Source organism: Photobacterium chitinilyticum (genome assembly GCF_004104355.1).
Taxonomy (GTDB): domain Bacteria; phylum Pseudomonadota; class Gammaproteobacteria; order Enterobacterales; family Vibrionaceae; genus Photobacterium; species Photobacterium chitinilyticum.
This window is the reverse complement of the sequence record NZ_RJLM01000002.1, coordinates 196484-215956: the sequence shown is the minus strand read 5'-3', so window position 1 is coordinate 215956 and position 19473 is coordinate 196484. Positions and strand designations below refer to the sequence as shown.

13 protein-coding genes are annotated in these 19473 nt (G+C 48.4%); 11 read left to right on the top strand and 2 right to left on the bottom strand.

What is annotated here, in order from left to right; genetic code table 11:
• Position 1: 1 nt before the first annotated feature.
• The 9 genes from EDI28_RS07160 to EDI28_RS07120 all read left to right on the top strand — a co-directional run bounded on the left by EDI28_RS07160 (position 2) and on the right by EDI28_RS07120 (position 11553).
• Positions 2 to 952, top strand: coding sequence for an XrtA system polysaccharide deacetylase (locus EDI28_RS07160; RefSeq protein WP_199287388.1), 951 nt, complete (start codon positions 2 to 4; stop codon positions 950 to 952).
• Positions 897 to 1937 carry a FemAB family XrtA/PEP-CTERM system-associated protein gene (locus EDI28_RS07155; protein ID WP_128783167.1) on the top strand — a complete coding sequence of 347 codons (1041 nt, stop codon included), beginning with the start codon at positions 897 to 899 and terminating at the stop codon, positions 1935 to 1937. The genes EDI28_RS07160 and EDI28_RS07155 overlap by 56 nt, the downstream gene beginning before the upstream one ends.
• Positions 1938 to 1941: 4 nt before the next feature.
• Complete coding sequence (locus tag EDI28_RS07150) at positions 1942 to 3204, top strand: TIGR03087 family PEP-CTERM/XrtA system glycosyltransferase (RefSeq protein WP_128783166.1); 1263 nt, start codon at positions 1942 to 1944, stop codon at positions 3202 to 3204.
• 21 nt (positions 3205 to 3225) lie between these two features.
• A complete protein-coding gene (locus tag EDI28_RS07145) occupies positions 3226 to 5106 on the top strand; it encodes an XrtA/PEP-CTERM system amidotransferase (RefSeq protein WP_128783165.1) in 1881 nt (626 codons plus the stop codon).
• A 2-nt stretch (positions 5107 to 5108) separates the two neighbouring features.
• On the top strand, positions 5109 to 6362 hold the full coding sequence (locus EDI28_RS07140; RefSeq protein WP_128783533.1) for a glycosyltransferase family 4 protein: 1254 nt from the start codon (positions 5109 to 5111) through the stop codon (positions 6360 to 6362).
• A complete protein-coding gene (locus EDI28_RS07135) occupies positions 6359 to 7543 on the top strand; it encodes a glycosyltransferase family 4 protein (RefSeq protein WP_128783164.1) in 1185 nt (394 codons plus the stop codon). Before EDI28_RS07140 ends, EDI28_RS07135 begins: the two co-directional genes overlap by 4 nt.
• A gap of 75 nt (positions 7544 to 7618) precedes the next feature.
• Positions 7619 to 8722 carry a glycosyltransferase gene (locus tag EDI28_RS07130; protein WP_128783163.1) on the top strand — a complete coding sequence of 368 codons (1104 nt, stop codon included), beginning with the start codon at positions 7619 to 7621 and terminating at the stop codon, positions 8720 to 8722.
• A 2-nt stretch (positions 8723 to 8724) separates the two neighbouring features.
• Positions 8725 to 10143 (top strand): mannose-1-phosphate guanylyltransferase/mannose-6-phosphate isomerase, encoded by a 1419-nt coding sequence (locus EDI28_RS07125; protein WP_199287387.1) that lies wholly within the window; start codon positions 8725 to 8727, stop codon positions 10141 to 10143.
• Between the two features lie 36 nt (positions 10144 to 10179).
• Positions 10180 to 11553, top strand: coding sequence for a phosphohexomutase domain-containing protein (locus tag EDI28_RS07120; RefSeq protein WP_128783162.1), 1374 nt, complete (start codon positions 10180 to 10182; stop codon positions 11551 to 11553).
• Between the two features lie 372 nt (positions 11554 to 11925).
• Here the strand turns inward: EDI28_RS07120 and EDI28_RS07115 are convergent, their stop codons facing one another.
• A complete protein-coding gene (locus tag EDI28_RS07115; RefSeq protein WP_128783161.1) occupies positions 11926 to 14781 on the bottom strand; it encodes a cation:proton antiporter in 2856 nt (951 codons plus the stop codon).
• 27 nt (positions 14782 to 14808) lie between these two features.
• Positions 14809 to 16164, bottom strand: a complete 1356-nt coding sequence (locus EDI28_RS07110) for an ABC transporter substrate-binding protein (protein ID WP_128783160.1) — start codon at positions 16162 to 16164, stop codon at positions 14809 to 14811.
• 220 nt (positions 16165 to 16384) lie between these two features.
• Between EDI28_RS07110 and EDI28_RS07105 the strand changes: the two genes are divergently transcribed.
• On the top strand, positions 16385 to 18172 hold the full coding sequence (locus EDI28_RS07105) for an adenylate/guanylate cyclase domain-containing protein (RefSeq protein WP_128783159.1): 1788 nt from the start codon (positions 16385 to 16387) through the stop codon (positions 18170 to 18172).
• A 10-nt stretch (positions 18173 to 18182) separates the two neighbouring features.
• Positions 18183 to 19319: an ABC transporter substrate-binding protein gene (locus tag EDI28_RS07100; protein WP_128783158.1), complete on the top strand. Its 1137-nt coding sequence runs from the start codon at positions 18183 to 18185 to the stop codon at positions 19317 to 19319.
• Positions 19320 to 19473: the final 154 nt, after the last annotated feature.

Here is a 19473-nt window from a genome sequence, read left to right as displayed (position 1 = left end):
TATGCCTAAGGCTTCTAGGAGTAATATTGCTGGGTCTAAGGCTGCAGATATAAACCAAGTTGCTAATGCCATGACGATCGATGTCGAAGATTATTTTCATGTGGAGGCTTTTTCATCGGTCATTAAATCTTCTCATTGGGGAAAGCGGTACCCATTGCGTGCTCAGGTGAATACCGAGCGTGTGTTGACCATTCTCGATGAGCATGATGTTAAAGCGACTTTTTTTGTACTGGGATGGGTGGCTCAGCAATGCCCTTCAATCGTTAGAGCAATAGTGAATGAGGGACATGAGGTTGCCAGTCACGGGTATTTCCATCAGCGTGCCAACAGGCAGTCACGGCAAGCTTTTTATGATGACGTCGTACGCAGCAAAAAATTACTGGAGGATATTAGCGGTCAGGCTGTATTAGGCTACCGCGCACCGAGTTTTTCCATTGATACCAGTAACCCGTGGGCGTTCGAGGTATTAAAGACGTTGGGTTTTGCTTATTCCAGTAGTACCTACCCGGTAAAACATGATCTCTATGGGGTACCGGATTGGCCTCGGTTCCGGCATGTCCGTGAGGAAGGGGTTGTTGAAGTGCCGATCCCGACGCTTCAAAAGCTGGAAAGGAATATTCCAATCGGGGGAGGGGGCTTCTTTCGGCTTTATCCTTATTGGCTGAGCAAATACCTCATCAATGCATTCATGACCCAGACATCTCAGCCTTACAGTTTCTACTTTCATCCGTGGGAAGTTGACCCGCAACAACCGAGGATTATGGGGGTATCTGCAAAATCTAGGTTCCGCCACTATCTGAACCTGGGCAGTATGGAAGCAAAGCTCCACCGGTTATTAACTGATTTTCGCTGGAGCACGATGCGCAATGTTTATCAACTAAATGGATTTGAGAGCGATGCAAGAAGTAGCAATCAGGAAGTTATCAAGGAACGATTACCCAGCATGGGATAGCTATGTTGACAATCATCAGGAAGGCAGCTTTTTTCATCTATCGGGCTGGCTTGATGTGATTGATTCTGTCTTTGGTCACAAACACCATTATATGCTGGCTGAAACAGAAGATAGCCTTGTCGGTGTACTCCCACTTTTTGAGCAAAAAAGCTGGCTGTTTGGTCATACCTTAGTTTCCACGCCATTTTGTGTTTATGGCGGCGCCCTTGCCGACGATGCAAATATCAGAAAAATGCTTGAGGCGGAAGCCTTGGCGTTGGGATGTAAGCTGAACGTTGACTATGTCGAGCTGCGAGACAAACACGATGTCGAGTCTGATGAGCCTTGGCAGAAGCATTGCCACCATACCCGTTTTACACTCTCGTTGCCTGAAGAACCCGATGCGATATTAGCCACTATAAAACGCAAACGACGTAACGTAATTCGTCATTCGTTGAAAAATAACCTGAGCTGGGATAATTCCGACAATATTGAAGCCTGTTATGACGTCTATTCAGAAAGTGTCAGAAACTTAGGTACACCAGTGTTCAGTCCTAAATTATTTTCGAAGTTAAAAGAAACATTTTCCGATAGTTGCGAAACGATATTGGTGCATGACAAAGATCAGCAACCGATATCCGGCATGCTGAGCTTTTATTACAAAGACCAAATAATGCCCTATTACGGTGGTGGAAACTATGAATCCAAGGCGTTGAGTGGTAGTGATTACATGATATTTCAGCTGATGCACATCGCTCTGCGAAGAGGTGTAACGTTGTTTGATTATGGCAGAAGCAAGAATAATTCTGGCGCGTATAACAACAAGAAGCATTGGGGGATGGATCACCATCCGCTTCATTACAAGGTGGCGCTGGTAAATGCCAAGTCATTGCCGAATTTGTCACCAGATAACCCGAAATATAAGTACTTCATCAAAGCTTGGAAAAAGCTTCCTCTTCCGCTCAGCCGCCTTATTGGCCCGGCTTTATCTAAGTATCTGGGGTAGCAATATGAAAGAGCCATTATTATATCTGTGCCACCGCATTCCTTATCCTCCCAATAAGGGAGATAAAATAGCCAATTATCATATCCTTAAATATCTCAGCAGACACTTTGATGTGTACTTGGGCTGTTTCATTGATGATCCATTTGATTTGCAGTATCAGTCCAAAGTTAAAAAATACTGCAAAGAGAGCCTTTTTATTTCTATCTCTCCGTCTTTTAGCAAGCTAAAGGGGGCAAGTGCGTTGTTGACCGGCAAACCGATTACGCTTCCTTATTATTCGCGAAAAGAGATGCAGCAGTGGGTCGACTCTACGATTGAGCAGCATCAGGTTAGTAAGGCGTTTGTTGTGTCGGGCTGCATGGCTCAGTACCTGCTCTCAAGTCGATACAGGCCTCGAACGGTGATGCATTTTGTTGATATTGATTCTGACAAATGGCGCCAGTATGCAGAGAAAAAGCAAGGCATCATGCGTGCGGTGTACCGGCGGGAGCACCGAACGCTTGAACGATATGAGAAAAAAGTCGCCTCGACGTTTGAGATCAGTTGCTTTGTGACCGAGGCGGAGACCAGGGCTTTCCGACACATGGCTGATAATCGTATACGGGGCCGTATAAAGACATTGGAAAATGGTTTAGACAGCCAATTCTTCTCTTCATCTGTATCCACTCCGCTGGCAGAGGCCTATCGACTAGAAGATGAAAATTATGTGGTGTTTACCGGTGTGATGGATTATTGGGCCAACGAAGATGCGGTCGCCTGGTTTGCCCGTGTTGTCTGGCCAAAGGTACTGGCCGAAATACCGGATGGGAAATTCTACATTGTCGGTAGCTCGCCGACCGCAAAGGTGAAGTCCTTGGCTGAGATCCCGGGAATTATTGTCACGGGGCGTGTAGTTGATGTGCGTCCCTACCTTCAGAAAGCGAAAGCCGCTGTTGCACCGATGCGTATAGCAAGAGGGGTTCAAAATAAAATTCTGGAGGCGATGTCAATGTCACGCGCGGTGATTGCCTCACCGCAGGGTATGGAAGGGCTAGATAATTATCCACCCTGTCATGTTGCAGTCTCCGACAGCCCAAGTGACATTGCTGGCTGGGTGGTCGACAAATTGAAGGCTAAGCAGTCCGTTGCCACTGAGTCAAGGGAGTGGATAGAGCAACACTATAGTTGGGATGCTCAGCTCTCTCCATTGCTTGGCTACCTAGAGCCTTCCCATGCTGAGTTCAAAGCCTGTCGGACCAATACAGAACTCATGAAGACGGGACGCTAGGACTTCGTAAGGAGGTTGAAAATGTGCGGGATTTCTGGGGTGTTTAATTTGCGTCAGCCTTATCGAATTGATAGGCCCTTGCTCGAGAAGATCAATCGGCTGCAGAGCCACCGTGGTCCGGATGACGAAGGGTACTTTTTCGATCAGTATATCGGACTGGCGCATCGCCGTTTGTCTATCATCGATCTGGCTGGTGGCCACCAGCCGTTATTTAACGAAGATCAGTCTGTTGTTGTCGTGTTTAACGGGGAAATATATAACTATCTGGAATTAGCTGATGAGTTGGTAGGACTCGGCCACCAGTTTACAACATACAGTGATACCGAGGTGATTGTTCATGCCTGGGAGTCTTGGGGGGAAGATTGCGTTAAACGGTTTCGCGGGATGTTTGCCTTCGCAGTATGGGATCGCAGTAAAAAACAGCTATTTATAGCCCGCGACCGACTCGGAAAGAAGCCGTTGTTTTATACGGTTACAGTACATGGACAGTTTCTTTTTGCTTCTGAGCTGAAGGTGTTGTTGGGACACCCTGAGGTCGACACCACGCTCAGGAATGAAATGGCGGAAGAGTTCTTTATGTATGGCTATATTCCCGAGCCATTCAGTGCCTATAAACATATATTCAAGCTCAACCCCGGTCATCACCTGACATTAAGCCCCGGGAGCGAGATAGCTCCTAAGCAATATTGGGATTTGTGTGCGCCGGATCAGGTCTTGTCCTGGGAGCAAACCCAAGACTCGCTGATCGACAAGCTACAGGAGGCGGTAAGGATCCGTCTCGCGGCAGATGTTCCCCTTGGGGCATTTCTTTCCGGTGGTGTAGATTCGAGTGCGGTGGTGTCGCTAATGGCTTCTCTGCAAACCAAGCCCGTCCACACCTGTGCTATCGGCTTTAGTGAGCAGGCTTTTGATGAAAGCGAGTATGCCCAACAGGTCGCCAGTCGCTATCATACCGAGCATAGCCAGCAGATTGTTGACCCGAATGATATTAGCCTGATTGATACCTTGGTCGATATTTATGATGAGCCGTATGCCGATAGCTCGGCTTTGCCAACTTTTAGGGTCTGCCAGTTGGCCAGTAAGTCGGTAAAAGTAGCGCTGTCTGGGGACGGTGGGGATGAAATATTTGGTGGCTACCGGCGCCATCGAATGCACCTTGTCGAGCAGCGACTGCGAAATGCAATTCCTCGACCAATCAGGAAGTCTTTTTTTGGCCCGCTGGGGCATTTGTATCCGAAGGCTGACTGGGCTCCGCGCCCATTGCGGGCCAAAACAACTTTTCAGTCTCTGGCAATGGACGCCGTAGAAGGCTATGCCAATTCAATATCGAAGTTACGGCGTGATGAGCGTCAATCCCTGTTTAGTTCCCGGTATCAGCAAAGCTTAAATGGTTATAACGGCATTGAAATCCTCAAGCACCATGCCCGTTTTTTCACCACCGATGATCCTCTTAAACAAGTTCAGTATCTCGATATGAAAACATGGCTGGTCGGCGACATCCTGACCAAGGTTGACCGGGCAAGTATGGCCAATTCGCTGGAGGTAAGGGCGCCGATGCTGGATCACGAGTTTGTTGAGTGGGCGTATTCGATTAACAGCAAAAATAATATTCGAAACCGTGAGGGAAAATACGCATTCAAGCGTTCGCTTGAAAACTATGTCGGTCATAACATTTTATATCGCCCAAAAATGGGGTTCAGTATGCCGATTTCAAAGTGGTTCAGAACCAACCTCAGGGATACGCTTACTAGTCACGTTCTATCGACCAACATGTGTGATAGCGGATTTTTCGATGTTGACTGGCTGAGAAAAATGGTCAGCGACCATCAGCAAGGTTACCGGGATCACGGCGCGTCATTATGGTGTCTGTTGATGTTTTCTCTATTTATGGCGAGGCAGTAGCAATGAAAATCCTGACAATCTCGAGTTTGTTTCCAAATGCTGCAGACCCTAAGCACGGTGTATTTATCGAAACTCGACTGAAACAGTTGCGGCAGCGTTATCCAGACGTCGAGATCACAGTGATAGCCCCAATCCCTTGGTTTCCTTTTAAGTCGTCAATTTTTGGTCAATATAGCCAATACGCCAAAGCGCCCTATTTTGAAAAGCGCTTTGGCATGTCGGTCTATCACCCTCGTTATCTGGTGCTACCTAAGGTCGGAATGACATTAGCCCCTAAAACAATGGCATTTAGCCTTTATCGGCAAATCAAGGCACTGATGGCAAAGGGGGAAGATTTTGACCTTATTGATGGACACTATTTTTATCCTGACGGGGTGGCGATCGCTGAGGTGGCCAGAAAACTCAATAAGCCGTTTACCGTAACGGCTAGGGGATCGGATATTAACCTTATTCCCCAGTATGAAACGCCGCGCCAGCAAATTCAGGATACTTTTCATGCCAGCGATCACAACCTTGCTGTTTGCGAAGCGCTTCGGCAGGAAATGATCGATCTGGGGGCCGATCCTGCCAAGGTGTCTGCCTCGCGCAACGGTGTTGATTTGGATCTGTTCTCATTTACCGATGAGAGGAAACAGCAGGCAGTGCGGCAGCAGCTGAAATTACCGCTAAGCACGCCAATATTACTCTCGGCCGGACTGCTCATTGAGCGAAAGGGGCATCATCTGGTGATTGAAGCCATGAAGGCTCACCCTGAGGCGCAGTTACTGATCGTGGGCATGGGACCGGATAAATTCAAGCTAAAGCGACTGGCCAAAAAATTGAACGTATCAAATCGGGTGACCTTTCTTGGCGGGCTTTCCCAGCCCGAGCTTGCCCGCTATTTTCAGGCCTGTGATCTCTCTGTGCTGGCTTCAAGCCGAGAAGGGTGGGCAAATGTGTTGCTGGAGTCAATGGCATGTGGAACCCCCGTGGTTGCGACTAATATTTGGGGAACACCGGAGGTCGTCAAAACATGTGCTGCGGGTGTGTTGGTTGACCGAAACAGCCAAGACATTGCGACTGCGATTGGTCGGCTATTGAACTCCCCGGCTCCGCGGGCTGAAACACGGCAATATGCAGAGCAGTTTTCATGGGATGAAACAACCGATCAGCTATACCGAATATTTTCAAATTTGCTGGGTAGCGGTACGCACGATAGCTCTTCATCGAGCACGGACAGTGACACGGTAGAAAACGACAAAGAGGTAACAGTATGAAGATACTTTATCATCACCGCGTTGCTTCAAGAGACGGGCAGTTCGTACATATCGAGGCGATTATTAGTGCGCTGAGGCAGCAGGGGCATGAGGTTATTATTGTGGCCCCGACCATCGCTGATGCCACCGAGTTCGGTGATGATGGCGGCTGGATGTCGAGGCTCCGCCACGCTTTGCCTGGGTTTATCAGCGAACTGCTTGAGTTTGGCTATAGCTTCTATGATTTCATCAAGCTTTGTCTGGCTATCAGAAAGCACCGACCAGAGGCGATTTACGAGCGCTATAACTTATTTCTGCCATCAGGAGTCTGGGCCAAACAGTTGTTCAAGTTGCCGCTGATCCTTGAGGTTAACTCACCGCTATATAAAGAACGAGCAGCCTATGGTGGGATATCTCTTTCCATGCTGGCCAAATGGTCTGAGCTTTATGCTTGGCGTAATGCAGATCATATTTTGCCTGTGACACATGTACTGGCTGGCTATTTATACCGGGCTGGTGTCAAGCCGCATAATGTGACGGTGATTGCCAACGGGATAGATGCCAGCCAGTTTAACGTAACGACACATCATGAGAGGTTGCCTGAACTGGCCGATAAAATGGTGATTGGTTTTGTTGGGTTTTGTCGCGAGTGGCATCGCTTAGATTTGGTTGTTGAAACGATAGCAGAGATGAACAACCCGAACATTGTGCTGTTAATTATCGGTATAGGCTCGGTGCTGGATGATTTGCAACAGAAAGCCCGTGAACTAAATATTGAACAACAGGTACGTGTTACCGGATTAGTCAGCCGTGAAGCCATGCCCAGATGGCTGGCGCAGATTGATATTGCCCTTCAGCCAGCTGTAACCCCTTGGTGCTCGCCGTTAAAGCTCATTGAATACCTTGCGACAGGCAAGGCGGTGGTCGCCCCTGATTCCCCCAATATCAGAGAGTTGTTAGTACATGAGTCGAACGCTCTTCTGTTTGAAGACGGGGATAACAACCAGATGCTAGAAGCAATCAAACGGCTGGCGGTGGAGGCTGAGTTAAAAGCCGAGGTACAGCAGCAGGCTATCCAGACAATTGAATGCAGGCAGTTAACGTGGCATCAGAATGCGACAAAAATAGCCAAACTCTTTGAGGTATTGTCGAGAGGGCAAATCAAGGCTGTTGATGAATACTCTATAAAATCAAGCGTATAAATCTGTACTGGTTGGTGATTGGCATGAATAGTGTCGTCTTGTTCCTCACCATGATGAAAGGATATTTGTCGGAATATGATAGCCAAAAAACATATTTGTCATCTCGTCTATGGTTTTCATGTCGGCGGGTTGGAAAAGATTATTGTCAATTGTATTAATGAGTTGGGAGACCAATATCAACATACGATCGTGGTATTGACTCAGGCGGGTGACTTAGTCGAAGAGCTACCGTCTTCGGTAACCGTTATCGAGATGAATAAGAAGGCGGGTAATGATCTGTCGATACATTGGCGTTTGTTTCGGCTGCTGTTAGATCTGAAGCCGGATGTTTTTCATAGCTATAATCTGGGCACAATCGAATATCAATGGGTGGCATGGTTGGCCAAGGTGCCGAAGCGGATCCATGCCGAACATGGCAGAGATACCTATGATCCGCATGGAAAAGTGGCTAAATATCGATATCTACGCCAAATCAGTTCATTGATCATCCATAAAGTGGTTGCCGTCTCACAGGATCTGTATCGGTGGCTGCAATGTGACGTTGGGATCAATGAAACTAAACTGGTATTGATCACCAATGGAGTGGATGTCGATTATTTCTCCCCATATTTCAAAAAAACAAATTTGGCGAAGTTTACTGTCGGGCATGTGGCCCGCCTTCAGGGAATTAAAAACCAAGAGCTGTTAATTAATGCGTTTCAACAAGCTTGCCGTCAAGATTGCGATTTTTCACGACTTGCCGAGTTGATTTTGGTGGGGAGCGGAGATGAACTGCAAGTGTTGAAAGCGCTGTCTAATGCCGATCCTCTGAGTGCAAAAAAAATAGTATTTGCCGGTAGGCAGCAAAGTGTCCGTGATTACTACTCACGTTTCGATGTCTTTGCCATGTCATCGATTGCCGAAGGGATCCCGGTTACCCTGCTTGAGTCGATGGCTATGGGCGTTCCTCACGTAGTTACCCGGGTGGGGGGGATAAAGGAAGTTATTCTGGAGGGTGAAACCGGGCTGGGCGTAGAGAGTCAGGATCAGAACTCATTGGCAGATGGCTTGCTAATACTATTCCATGATCGCGCGCTACGCGAGGCAATGGGGCTGTTGTCACGGGCAAGAGTTGAAGAGCATTTTAGCCAACGGGTAATGGTCGGTGCCTACGCCGATCTCTATCATCAAGGAGCTTGAATATGGATAAAGTCGAACTTCTTCCTTTGGTTATGGCCGGAGGCTCGGGATCGCGTCTATGGCCACTTTCTCGTTCTCTGTATCCCAAGCAGTTTTTGTCCCTGACAGGGAAGGGCTCGATGCTGCAGGAGACGATTACCAGACTGGATTCGCTGCCTTGCCTTGCGCCAATGATTGTCTGCAATGAAGAGCATCGGTTTGTTGTCGCCGAACAACTGCGACAGCGAGATTTATCTCACAGCGGTATTCTTCTTGAACCGGTCGGCCGCAATACGGCGCCAGCCATCACAGCAGCGGCCTTACTGGCTCTGGAACAAGATTCTGATCCACTTCTGCTTATTTTAGCTGCCGATCATGCCATCTTGAATCCGGCAGGTTTTACAGCTGCAGTGTCTCAGGCGGTTCCTGCTGCACAGGCTGGCAAACTTGTCGCATTTGGTTGTACGGCTTCGGCCCCGGAAACGGGTTACGGGTATATCAGCAAAGGCGAGGCATTATCAGAATATATCTATCAGGTAAAAGCGTTTGTTGAGAAGCCGGATATTGAGACTGCCAAGCAGTATGTTCTTTCGGGTGATTATCTGTGGAATAGCGGTATGTTCTTGTTCAAGGCCTCGGCGTTTATCCATGAACTGGAGAAATACCATCCCGAAATATTGTCTTTCTGCAAAGAGGCGGTTGAAGGGCGCAGTTTTGATTTGGATTTTGTTCGATTGGATGAGGCTGCTTTCCGTGCTTGCCCGAGTGATTCTATTGATTATGCGGTCATGGAAAAGTCCCGAAATGTAGTGGTTGCTCCGATGGACGCAAACTGGAGTGATATCGGATCATGGCAAGCTCTATGGGATATCAATAGTAAGGATGATAACGGTAATGTGATTACAGGCGATGTACTTCCTCAGAGTAGCAGTAATTGTTACATCAACGCCCAACACCGGTTGGTATCGGTTGTTGGCGCGGATGATCTCGTTATCGTTGAGACCAAAGATGCGGTTCTTGTGGCCAATAAAAATAAGGTGCAGGAGATCAAGCATGTTGTATCTCAGTTACAGCAGCAATCACGGAACGAATGCCTGCAACATAGGGAGATATTCCGGCCCTGGGGATCACACGACGCAATTACCGAAGGCGATCGTTATCATGTGAAAAAAGTAAGGGTAAAACCTGGCGAGAAGACAACAACCCAAATTCATTATAACCGGGCCGAGCATTGGATTGTGGTGACCGGAACTGCGAGGGTTAGCAACGGCAGTAAGTGCTATTTGCTCTCTGAAAATGAGTCAACCTACATCCCTATAGGTGTTCCCCATTCGTTTGAAAACCCTGGCAAGGTGATGCTTGAAATTATTGAGGTCCGAACGGGTAGCTACTTGGATGAAGATGATATTGAGCGTATTGATGTGCCTGATAAACGTGCTTGATCCATTCTTGTCACTCTCGATAGCAAGGAAAAGACAATGGCCAAATTGACCTGCTTCAAAGCCTATGACGTACGTGGTGAATTGGGTGAGGATTTTAATATCGACATTGCTTACCGCATTGGACGGGCGTATGGCCAGCACTTGCGTCCGGAAACTGTTGTCATTGGTGGCGATGCCAGATTGTCTACTGCTGAGATTAAGTCTGCGATCTGCCAGGGACTGATGGATGCAGGAGTCAATGTGATTGATCTCGGGCTGACAGGGACGGAAGAAATCTATTTTGCCGTCCAGCATCTCAAGGTTGATGGTGGGCTTGAAGTGACGGCAAGCCATAATCCTGCCAACTATAATGGCATCAAGTTTGTTGGGCTGGGGGCTAGGCCAATTGGAAAAGAGTCTGGCTTAACTGAGATCAGGTTGATTGCCGAGAGTGGTCAATTTGAAGATGCTGAGGTGAAAGGGATCTTGACTAACAAGAGTTATATTTCGGCATATGTTGATTATTTACTTAGCTATATTTCTCCAGAAAATATCCGGCCAATGCGCATTGTTGCCAACTCTGGCAATGGAGCTGCAGGGCATATTGTCGATGCGTTGGAAAACCGTTTTTCCCAGCTCGCGATTCCGATTGAATTTATAAAAATCGACAATGAGCCGAACGGGGATTTTCCTAACGGCGTACCAAACCCGATGCTTGTTGAATGTCGCAAAGCGACTTCAATCGCTGTACGGGAGCATCAGGCCGATTTAGGTATTGCATGGGATGGTGATTTTGACCGTTGTTTCTTTTTTGATGAAAAAGGGCAGTTTATCGAGAGTTACTATATAGTCGGCTTACTCGCCGAATTGTTCCTTTATAAGCATGAAGGAGCAACTATTATTCACGATCCAAGATTGAGCTGGAATACGATAGACATTGTAAAAGCGGCTGGAGGGGTGCCAGTTCAGTCAAAGGCCGGGCATACCTATATAAAACAGGCGATGCGCAATGAAAATGCCGTATATGGCGGTGAAATGAGTGGTCATCATTATTTTCGAGATTTTGCCTATTGTGATAGTGGAATGATTCCTTGGTTGGTTGTCGCTGAACTGTTGAGTATTAAAAAGATACCGCTTTCTCGAGCAATTGGTGAGAGGGTAAAGGCGTTCCCGTCATCAGGTGAGATTAATACAGCCCCTTCATTGCCAGATCGAGCGATTTTACGGGTACGAGATAAATACCAGTTGGAGGCAATAACGGTGGATGAAACTGATGGGATCAGCCTTGAATTTGATGATTGGCGGTTTAGCCTGCGTCAATCAAATACCGAAAATCTAGTGAGGCTAAATATCGAAGCTCGGTATTGTGCTGATCTTGTAAAGAAAAAAGTAGATGAAATAATCACTTTGCTGTCGGAGACGACTCGGTGAAATTACATTTTACACTGAAATTTGCCTGATCCTCCCATCTCTCTTGATTGTTACTATTATGGCTTAACGAAGAGTTGCAGTTAACACTTAATGAACTGATTAATAATACCAACAGAGGAATAATATTGATTAGAATTATTATAAATAGTTTCTTCATCGTACCCCTTTGCTTCTTTTTGCCATAGTTACCAACAATCCATCCGCAATTTATCTCCTTCTATACAACACTAGATAAATATTGTTAGTACTTTGAGTCATCATTAAGAAAACAGAAAAGAATACACAGATGTCTTGAAATCTACCTTGATCATGCTTTCGGGGGATACTCGTTGCTGGTCTTATCTAGTTGGTAGGTTTACCTTTTGGATCTTTTCAAGATTGCTTGCCATCTTCTCGAGGGTTAAGCCGTGCCTTTAGAGTTGGTTGAGTTTCAAGCAGCAAGTAAAAGTCTTGTTTGGGTAAAACCAGCAGCTCGCAATAGCCAATTGCGATGACGTCTGCGTTTCGTGTTTCCCGAGTAAGCAACGCTAATTCTCCGAAGAAATCACCGGGCCCAAGGCGAATAGATGTTTGCTGATTCGAGGTGACTTCAACATTACCTGCCGCAATAAAGAACATGGCATCGCCGGACTCTCCCTGAACGATGATTTTCTCACCAGGAGCCGCCATTCGCGGCTTCAATTGCTTGGTAATTGCAGTGATATCGCTGCTATCAAGCGAAGTGAACAAGGGCACCTTGGCGATCAGCATATCCAGATCCAATCGCTTGCCGGCAACCTCGGTGATCCGCTCCTGCAGATAAGGGTGGGCAGAAGTAATGCGGTTGAAATCGTCCAGCTGCAGGACCAGTAGCTGACAATAGCTAATGGCAGTGACAGTGGCACTACGGGGCTCTTGGGTAAGTAATGCCAGTTCACCGAAGAAATCACCGCTTCCAAGGCGGACTGGCTGGTATTTCGTTGTGGCCTCAACAGCACCGCTGGAAATAAAATACATTGCTGTACCGGGCTCTCCCCGGTTGATAATACGTTCACCCGGAACAACAAGCCGGGGCATAAGCATTGATGCTATTTCGCTGATCCGGTGCGCGCCTATCTTGGTGAAAAACGGCACTTTAGCCACGAGTTTGGTGGGTTCAAGCCCAAGGTCAAGTTTCGGCTGGCGATCCATGATACGGTTGCGTTTGTCCAGTTCCCGGGCCAAGTCATTGAATACTTCCGGACTGATAATGTTCTCATCAAGCATTTGATGGTAGCTGGCTTCTTCAAGCCGTAGGGCAACGCGGACCAAGTGGCGTTTCTGCAATGTTTCCGCGTATTCCGGGTATTGCAGCCGAAGGGCATCAAGTGCCTGCTGAGTCGCTTTCAGGCGCCCGGTTAGCAATGGATCCAGGCTCAAAGCCAGGCTTTCGCCGAATAAGGGCGGGATTTTGTCTTGGCTATAGTCGATCAGTGCTGTCACGGCAGTTTCGTGGACGCTCAGTACCTCAAAACGGTTGGCCAGCTGGATAGCCAGAGGGCGGGTTAGCTTCACATGCCGCTGAAGCCATAGGGCCATTCGGAACAATAGCCCAAATCGAAGTGCATTCATATAGGCTTCCTGGTAACCATGCACTTTGCTGATCTTTAGCCCATCTTGTAGATCATCGGCATGGAATAGTAGGGATCGGGTGATCTTGGCCGAGTCCAACCCGTCAGAAAAACGTTTGAGGTAGAGATGGCGTTCGTGATTGGTCAGGGTACTTAATCCGACACTGAGGGTGACGGTATCGGACTGCTTTTCACCTTTCGACATTGAGTGTTCGACGCGGTTTAAACGCTGTTCATAAATATCAGCTACGCCGGTGGCAATCGTGGACTTGATGTTGTCAACGTGAGCGGCACGCTCGAGTCCTTCACGGATCCGCTTGATCGATAGTGCCATCACGCGGTTGCGGATCATCCGTTCTGTAGGGGGAAGCCGATCAAGCCCGAAAATCCGCATCATCATGCCCATGGTCGGTGCATTGACAAACAGGGTGAACAGAACAAAGCCGGTCACCAGCGAGGCAATAAAAGTCTTGATCTCGGTCGCGATCCCCGGTGTTTCGAGGATCACCAAGGCCAGCGCCAGAGAGACGGCGCCGCGTAATCCTCCCCACAACATAACGGTGCGAAAGGCTATGCTGATCTGCTGCCCCAGGCCGACTCTATTGATGAGCGGCAGTACCAGATACAACACGGCTGTGCGGGCGGTAAATGCGGCAAAGATCAGGGCAATTAACGAGATAAAGTGAGCCATGGTAAAGTCGACCAATACTTTGGGTACGATCAGGCCAACTAAGAAGAAGATCAGCGAGTTGGCCCAGAAAACCAGTTCTTCCCATGTTTCGGTCAGGGTATGCCAGGTGTGAGGGGAAATCTGGGTTCGACCGAATGAGTTGATCACCAACCCGGCAGTGACGACCGCCATTACTCCCGAAACATGTAGGTAGTGCTCTGCAAGCAGAAAGCTCAGGTAGGCAAGACAGATAGTCAGCGTGATTTCGACCAGCGGTAGATTACGCAGTCGGCCTATCAGAGATGCGACAAGCCAAGATGCAAACAGGCCAACCAGTATTCCTCCGAAAAAGACCTCCAGAAAATTTCCGGCTGCAGAGATGATGCCTGCCTCGGTGTTGCCGAGCAGTATGGTTACCAGAATAGTAAAGAGGACGATCGCTGTTGCGTCGTTAAACAGGCTTTCACCTTCGACCAGGATGGTAAGTCGCTTTGGGGCGCCTAGGTTTTTGAAAATGGCGACAATGGCGACGGGATCGGTAGCTGATACGATAGCACCGAGCAGCAGGCAGGCAACCAGGCTGAGCCCCGATACACTCCACACAAATACGCCGACCAGCATGGTGGAGATGAGCAGCCCGAGTATTGCCAGCAACAGGATGGGGCCAATATCTGTCATTAGGTGACGGGCATTGATATTAAGGGCTGATTCAAAGATCAGAGCCGGCAGGAAAACAAAGAACACCACCTCGGAGGTGATATCCATTGCCTCGAGTGATATGAGGAAATCACCCAATATTCCCGGAGGATCAAGGTTGCTGGTTGCCAAGACTATTCCGCCCAGTATACAACCAGCGACGGCGAGCAATACGGTGTAGGGAAAGTTGATACGATTGGCAATCGGCAGCAGCAGGCTGGCAATAGTCAGTAGGCCGACAAGCCCCAGCACCAAAAGGAATGTTTCGTGCATGCTATAGCCTCCATTTGAGTATTCAGCCTAGATCCACGGGGGTTGCCTGAAACGCTGTTCGGCATATTTAATTGGCCAGATTATTTTTGCCTGCCCATCGAATAGCTGAACCATCGGGAGGTAAAACCCTTTCATAAAGTGGCCTGTCATGACCTCGTTGGCAGATAGTGCATGTGCTCCGGGCTCCGTCGAGAACTGGTAGTAATTCCAGACCCCTTTGTATGAGAGTTGGCTGAGAGTCGCTGTCAGTGTATTGAAATCGAATGTATTTGCGGTATTGAGAGCCCTGATCGCCATCCGGGTATAGTCGTAGTGAAAGCCAGCTGCCGGAATACTGGGATCTTCGCCATATTTGGCTTTAAATCGCCTAACCCACCATCGTTGCCAAAGTGCGATAGGCATTGCTGAGTCCATGGCGATCACGAAATTTGAAGCATCACCTGTTACTGCATACCAATTACTTGACCAGCGTAGTCCGTGTCCAATTAATAAGGCTTTGATGCCAAGTTCCTTGAACTGTCTGACGAAATTGCTGACAGCAACATCACCGGTTGAGGTCATGGCTACCAGCGAAACCTGCTCGGATTTGTATTTATTCAACAGTGGCCTAAATTCGGTTTCGTCGAGCGCGGCAACATCGTAGGGCAGCGGGTCGAATCCGGCTTCACTGAGGCTGGTCATCAGGGCCTCGCCCCAGCCTCGCCCGAATGCACTGTCTTCTACCAATATGGCGGCCCGGTTATTGGCCGGTTGCCAAAGCCCTTGTTTCCGCATGTACTTCAGAGGTGCACCATACAGGCCAGCCAGTTTCGGCGGCGAGGGCCAACCTTTAAACCAGCCTCTATAGCGTTGGGGATCATCGTTAATTTTGGCCGCAATATACTGTGAAGCCCCGAGGTGACCGATATGAATGGTGTTGAGATCAGCTTCGGTTTCCATTAGCGCCAGTGCGACGGATGAGTGCCAGCCGCCAATCATCAGTTTCACATTTTGGCGTGTTATGGCATCGGTAGCAGCGTTGACTGCGCTGGCTGGGGCTGAGCGGCTATCTACCCATACGATATCGATATCATGTAACGTACCATCAATAGTAATGGGGACTTCACCTGCAGTACGGGCATCTTCGAGCGCCATCAGGATCCCCTGCTTGATGGCATCGCCGGTGTGCTTGGCTGGGCCGCTAAATGGCCCGCAGGCTCCGATCTTTATAGAAGGAAGAGTTATTTCTGGTGGATCGCTGTCTCGGGCATGAAGGAGCCCCGGAACGAGTAAGGAAATCGTTCCGGCCGTACCTATCAAACTGGCGGTGCGGAGAATACGCCGCCTGCTCAGTTGATTTAAGTGAACTTGAACGTTTCTTTTTCTTGAGTGTTTCTGGACCATTGCTTCTCAGACTGCCTCTTAGATTGCCTTTGGGATTGTCTCTCTGGTCAGTAGTTGGTTATCGGCTGTTCGGCACCCTGTGCGATATCACCTATCTATTGAGGTTAGCTTACGTGCTGGCAGTTGCTGGTGGAGAACTCGTACGCAATTGAGAAAAGGAGGTAGTCTGGGCGTCTATACTGATTTTGATTGGGATGTTTTTATTTTTGAGGGGGATTTAATGGGGCTTTTGCAAAAGAGTCTGAAGGCCCGTATGACTGCCTATTTTTTATTGGTGTCAGTATTGGTGGTGGTAGCCCTGGCATCGGTGACGTATTTTCTTGCGGCTGAGACGCAAAAAGAGATGGCAATTGCTCAGTTTGATTTGACGGCTGACCATAAAGAATTCGAAATCAATCGCTATATTTCCGAGCAAGTTACGATTGTGGCAAATATTGCAGAACTTGATGAGTTGCGCAGTGCTGCTGATGTATTGCTCGCGGAAGAAACAGGAAGCGAGCAATACGAGAAGGCTTATTTTAAGTTGGCTGAGGTACTGTTTCTGTCTACCTTTCTTGATTATGGTTTGGCGACGGCATCTGATTTGACTGAAATATTCATGATGACCAAGGTGGGGGGGCGGGTTTTTTTCTCGACGCAGCCCTCTGATGAGGGTGAGTATCGGCTCAATGATCAGTATTTCATCAAAGGACGCCAGGATACATTTTTGCAAAAGGTGTATCCGACCCCGGGGACTGCCGCACCGACTCTAACGGTGTCAACGCCGCTGCTTAGTCCGGCTGGTGAGCTGTTGGGGGTGCTGGCTGCTCATATCCGCTTGTCGGTGCTGGTTGAGATTGTCAGCAGACGGACCGGTTTGGGAGAAAGCGGTGAGGCGTATCTTATTGATGCTCACAACCGTTTTATTTCTACCGAGCGATTTGGTGAGGCATCTTATCCACGAGGTGTCCATAGCTTTGGTATTGAAGCGGCCTTGAAGGGAGAAAATGGGGCCGGGCTTTATGATAACTATGCCGGTGTTTCTGTAATAGGTAGCTATCGCTGGCTTCCCGAATTGGGAGTGGCCTTGATTTCTGAAGTGAAGGCATCGGCAGCATTGGCTCCGGCCAACCGGTTTGGTGTGATGATCCTGGCTGTTGGTTTGCTGGCTGTCGGCTTGTTGAGTATCGGTATTTACCTGATTGCGGTTCGGATCACTCGGCCCATTTTGGCAGTAACGGACACGACCCTGAAAATTACCGCGGGAGATCTGACCCAGACAGCACCAGTGCTGACTCAGGATGAAACTGGATTATTGGCACAAAATTTCAACTATATGATCTGCAGGTTGAAAAAAACACTCGATGATTTGGCCGAAGAGCAGGAACGATCAGAGCATCTATTGCTGAACATTCTGCCGGCACCGATTGCCGAACGCCTGAAGCATGGTGAAGATACTATCGCGGATAGCTTTTCCGAGGTGAGCATTTTGTTTGCAGATATTGTTAATTTTACGCCAATGTCTGCGGGTCTGCCTGCGGCAGAAGTCGTGGGGATGCTCAATGAGATATTTTGTGGATTTGACAGCTTGAGTGAACGTCGTGGACTGGAAAAAATCAAGACTATCGGCGATGCCTACATGGTAGGGGCTGGGATCCCTATTCCACGTGATGATCATGCTGAAGTGGTCGCCGAAACGGCGCTGGATATGCTGGAGGTGATTGCGAGTTTTAATCGCCGGCATGGCAAGACATTGAGTATTCGTATCGGGATCAATAGCGGGCCGGTTGTCGCCGGGGTGATCGGTACCAAAAAGTTTATTTATGATATTTGGGGAGATGCCGTCAATACGGCTTCCCGTATGGAGTCACAAGGGCTGAAAGGCGGTATTCAGATCACCGAAGCAACTTACAAGCATTTGCAGAATAACTATGTTTTTGACGACCGAGGAATCGTCGTGATCAAGGGAAAAGGAGAAATGCACACTTATATGCTCAAAGGACGTAAGGAAGAAGCGGTCAACGAATAAGGATAGGAGTATGAAGTTAGCTTCCAGTTTGTTTATTGTTTTTGCTTTGCTGATAACGGGCTGCGATAGTCAGCCACCGCAGAGCCGAGAGTTGAGAATTGGCCTAATTGCACCGATTAGCGGACAAATTCCGGAAGTCGGACAGGCGACAATTGAAGCCGCCGAGCTGGCAGTGCGAGAAGTGAATGATCGCGGTGGGTTGATTATTGATAACAAGCATTATCACGTTGCTTTGCTGATTGAAGATAATCAGGATAATGCCGAACAAACAATCAGTGCCGCATTGCGGCTTATCAATCAGCAAAACGTCAGCGCTATTATTGGCCCGCAGGCGAGCCGAAATGCCATTCCAGCAGCAAGGTATGCTGAATTCGCCCAGCTCCCTATGCTCAGCCCCTGGTCGACAAATCCGGAAACCACGAGAAATAAAAACTGGGTATACCGTATTGCCTTTGATGATACTTTTCAGGGACAACGGATGGCAAGATTTGCCTTCCAAGATCTCGGTTATCAAAAAGCGGCGGTGCTTTACGATGTCTCCAGCGAGTACAATCGTAACCTGGCTGAAGTATTTCGAACCGCCTTCAGGGCTCTTGGGGGGAGGGTTGTGGCTTTTGAATTGTATACCCGGGATGCGCCTGACGTGACTGAGCAGTTGCATCGGATCCAGGCGACTGACCCCGGGGTCTTGTTCTTACCTAATTATTATAATGAAGTGCCTGAACAGGCCCGTCTGGCAAGAGAGCTGGGGATCAGTGCTCAGTTGCTTGGCAGTGATACCTGGACTCAAATCCCGGCAGTCGATCGCGATGCGCTTGAAGGCGCTTTCTTCAGTACTCATTACGCTGTTGATAAAGCGGATGGCGAAGCATTGAACTTCAGGGCACGTTTTAGAGAGGCCTATAACAAGGATCCGAATGATATTGCCGCGCTGACATATGATGCCTTCGGAGTATTGTTTGAAGCCGTAAGGCATCATGGCGGTATTGATCCGAAGGGCATTCGCGATGCATTGAATGCCCTAGTTGGCTTTGAAGGGGTTACCGGGCGAATCGAGTTTAAGGGTTCTGGTGACCCAACGAAAAGTGCGGTGCTGCTTGAGGTCAAAGAAGGCGAATTTGTCTTTAAGCGTTGGATTGCGCCGTAGTGGCCGATGATTTAATCGGGGGTTGGCTGAATCACCGTCTTGGGGATTAAGTACTGTTTCTTTCATTGTTAATCATTACAAAAAGTCCCTCTATCCTTGCCGGGATAGAGTCACGGGGTTAACGTGTAATGCTAGTAGCCGTTAATATTCAATA

Bases quoted from the DNA above. Each gene is read 5' to 3' on its own strand.
- EDI28_RS07145 (WP_128783165.1), top strand. From the start codon at position 3,226: ATGTGCGGGATTTCTGGGGTGTTTAATTTGCGTCAGCCTTATCGAATT.
- EDI28_RS07100 (WP_128783158.1), top strand. From the start codon at position 18,183: ATGAAGTTAGCTTCCAGTTTGTTTATTGTTTTTGCTTTGCTGATAACG.
- EDI28_RS07150 (WP_128783166.1), top strand. From the start codon at position 1,942: ATGAAAGAGCCATTATTATATCTGTGCCACCGCATTCCTTATCCTCCC.
- EDI28_RS07130 (WP_128783163.1), top strand. From the start codon at position 7,619: ATGATAGCCAAAAAACATATTTGTCATCTCGTCTATGGTTTTCATGTC.
- EDI28_RS07140 (WP_128783533.1), top strand. From the start codon at position 5,109: ATGAAAATCCTGACAATCTCGAGTTTGTTTCCAAATGCTGCAGACCCT.
- EDI28_RS07155 (WP_128783167.1), top strand. From the start codon at position 897: ATGCAAGAAGTAGCAATCAGGAAGTTATCAAGGAACGATTACCCAGCA.
- EDI28_RS07115 (WP_128783161.1), bottom strand. From the start codon at position 14,781: ATGCACGAAACATTCCTTTTGGTGCTGGGGCTTGTCGGCCTACTGACT.
- EDI28_RS07135 (WP_128783164.1), top strand. From the start codon at position 6,359: ATGAAGATACTTTATCATCACCGCGTTGCTTCAAGAGACGGGCAGTTC.
- EDI28_RS07125 (WP_199287387.1), top strand. From the start codon at position 8,725: ATGGATAAAGTCGAACTTCTTCCTTTGGTTATGGCCGGAGGCTCGGGA.
- EDI28_RS07105 (WP_128783159.1), top strand. From the start codon at position 16,385: ATGGGGCTTTTGCAAAAGAGTCTGAAGGCCCGTATGACTGCCTATTTT.
- EDI28_RS07120 (WP_128783162.1), top strand. From the start codon at position 10,180: ATGGCCAAATTGACCTGCTTCAAAGCCTATGACGTACGTGGTGAATTG.
- EDI28_RS07110 (WP_128783160.1), bottom strand. From the start codon at position 16,164: ATGGTCCAGAAACACTCAAGAAAAAGAAACGTTCAAGTTCACTTAAAT.
- EDI28_RS07160 (WP_199287388.1), top strand. From the start codon at position 2: ATGCCTAAGGCTTCTAGGAGTAATATTGCTGGGTCTAAGGCTGCAGAT.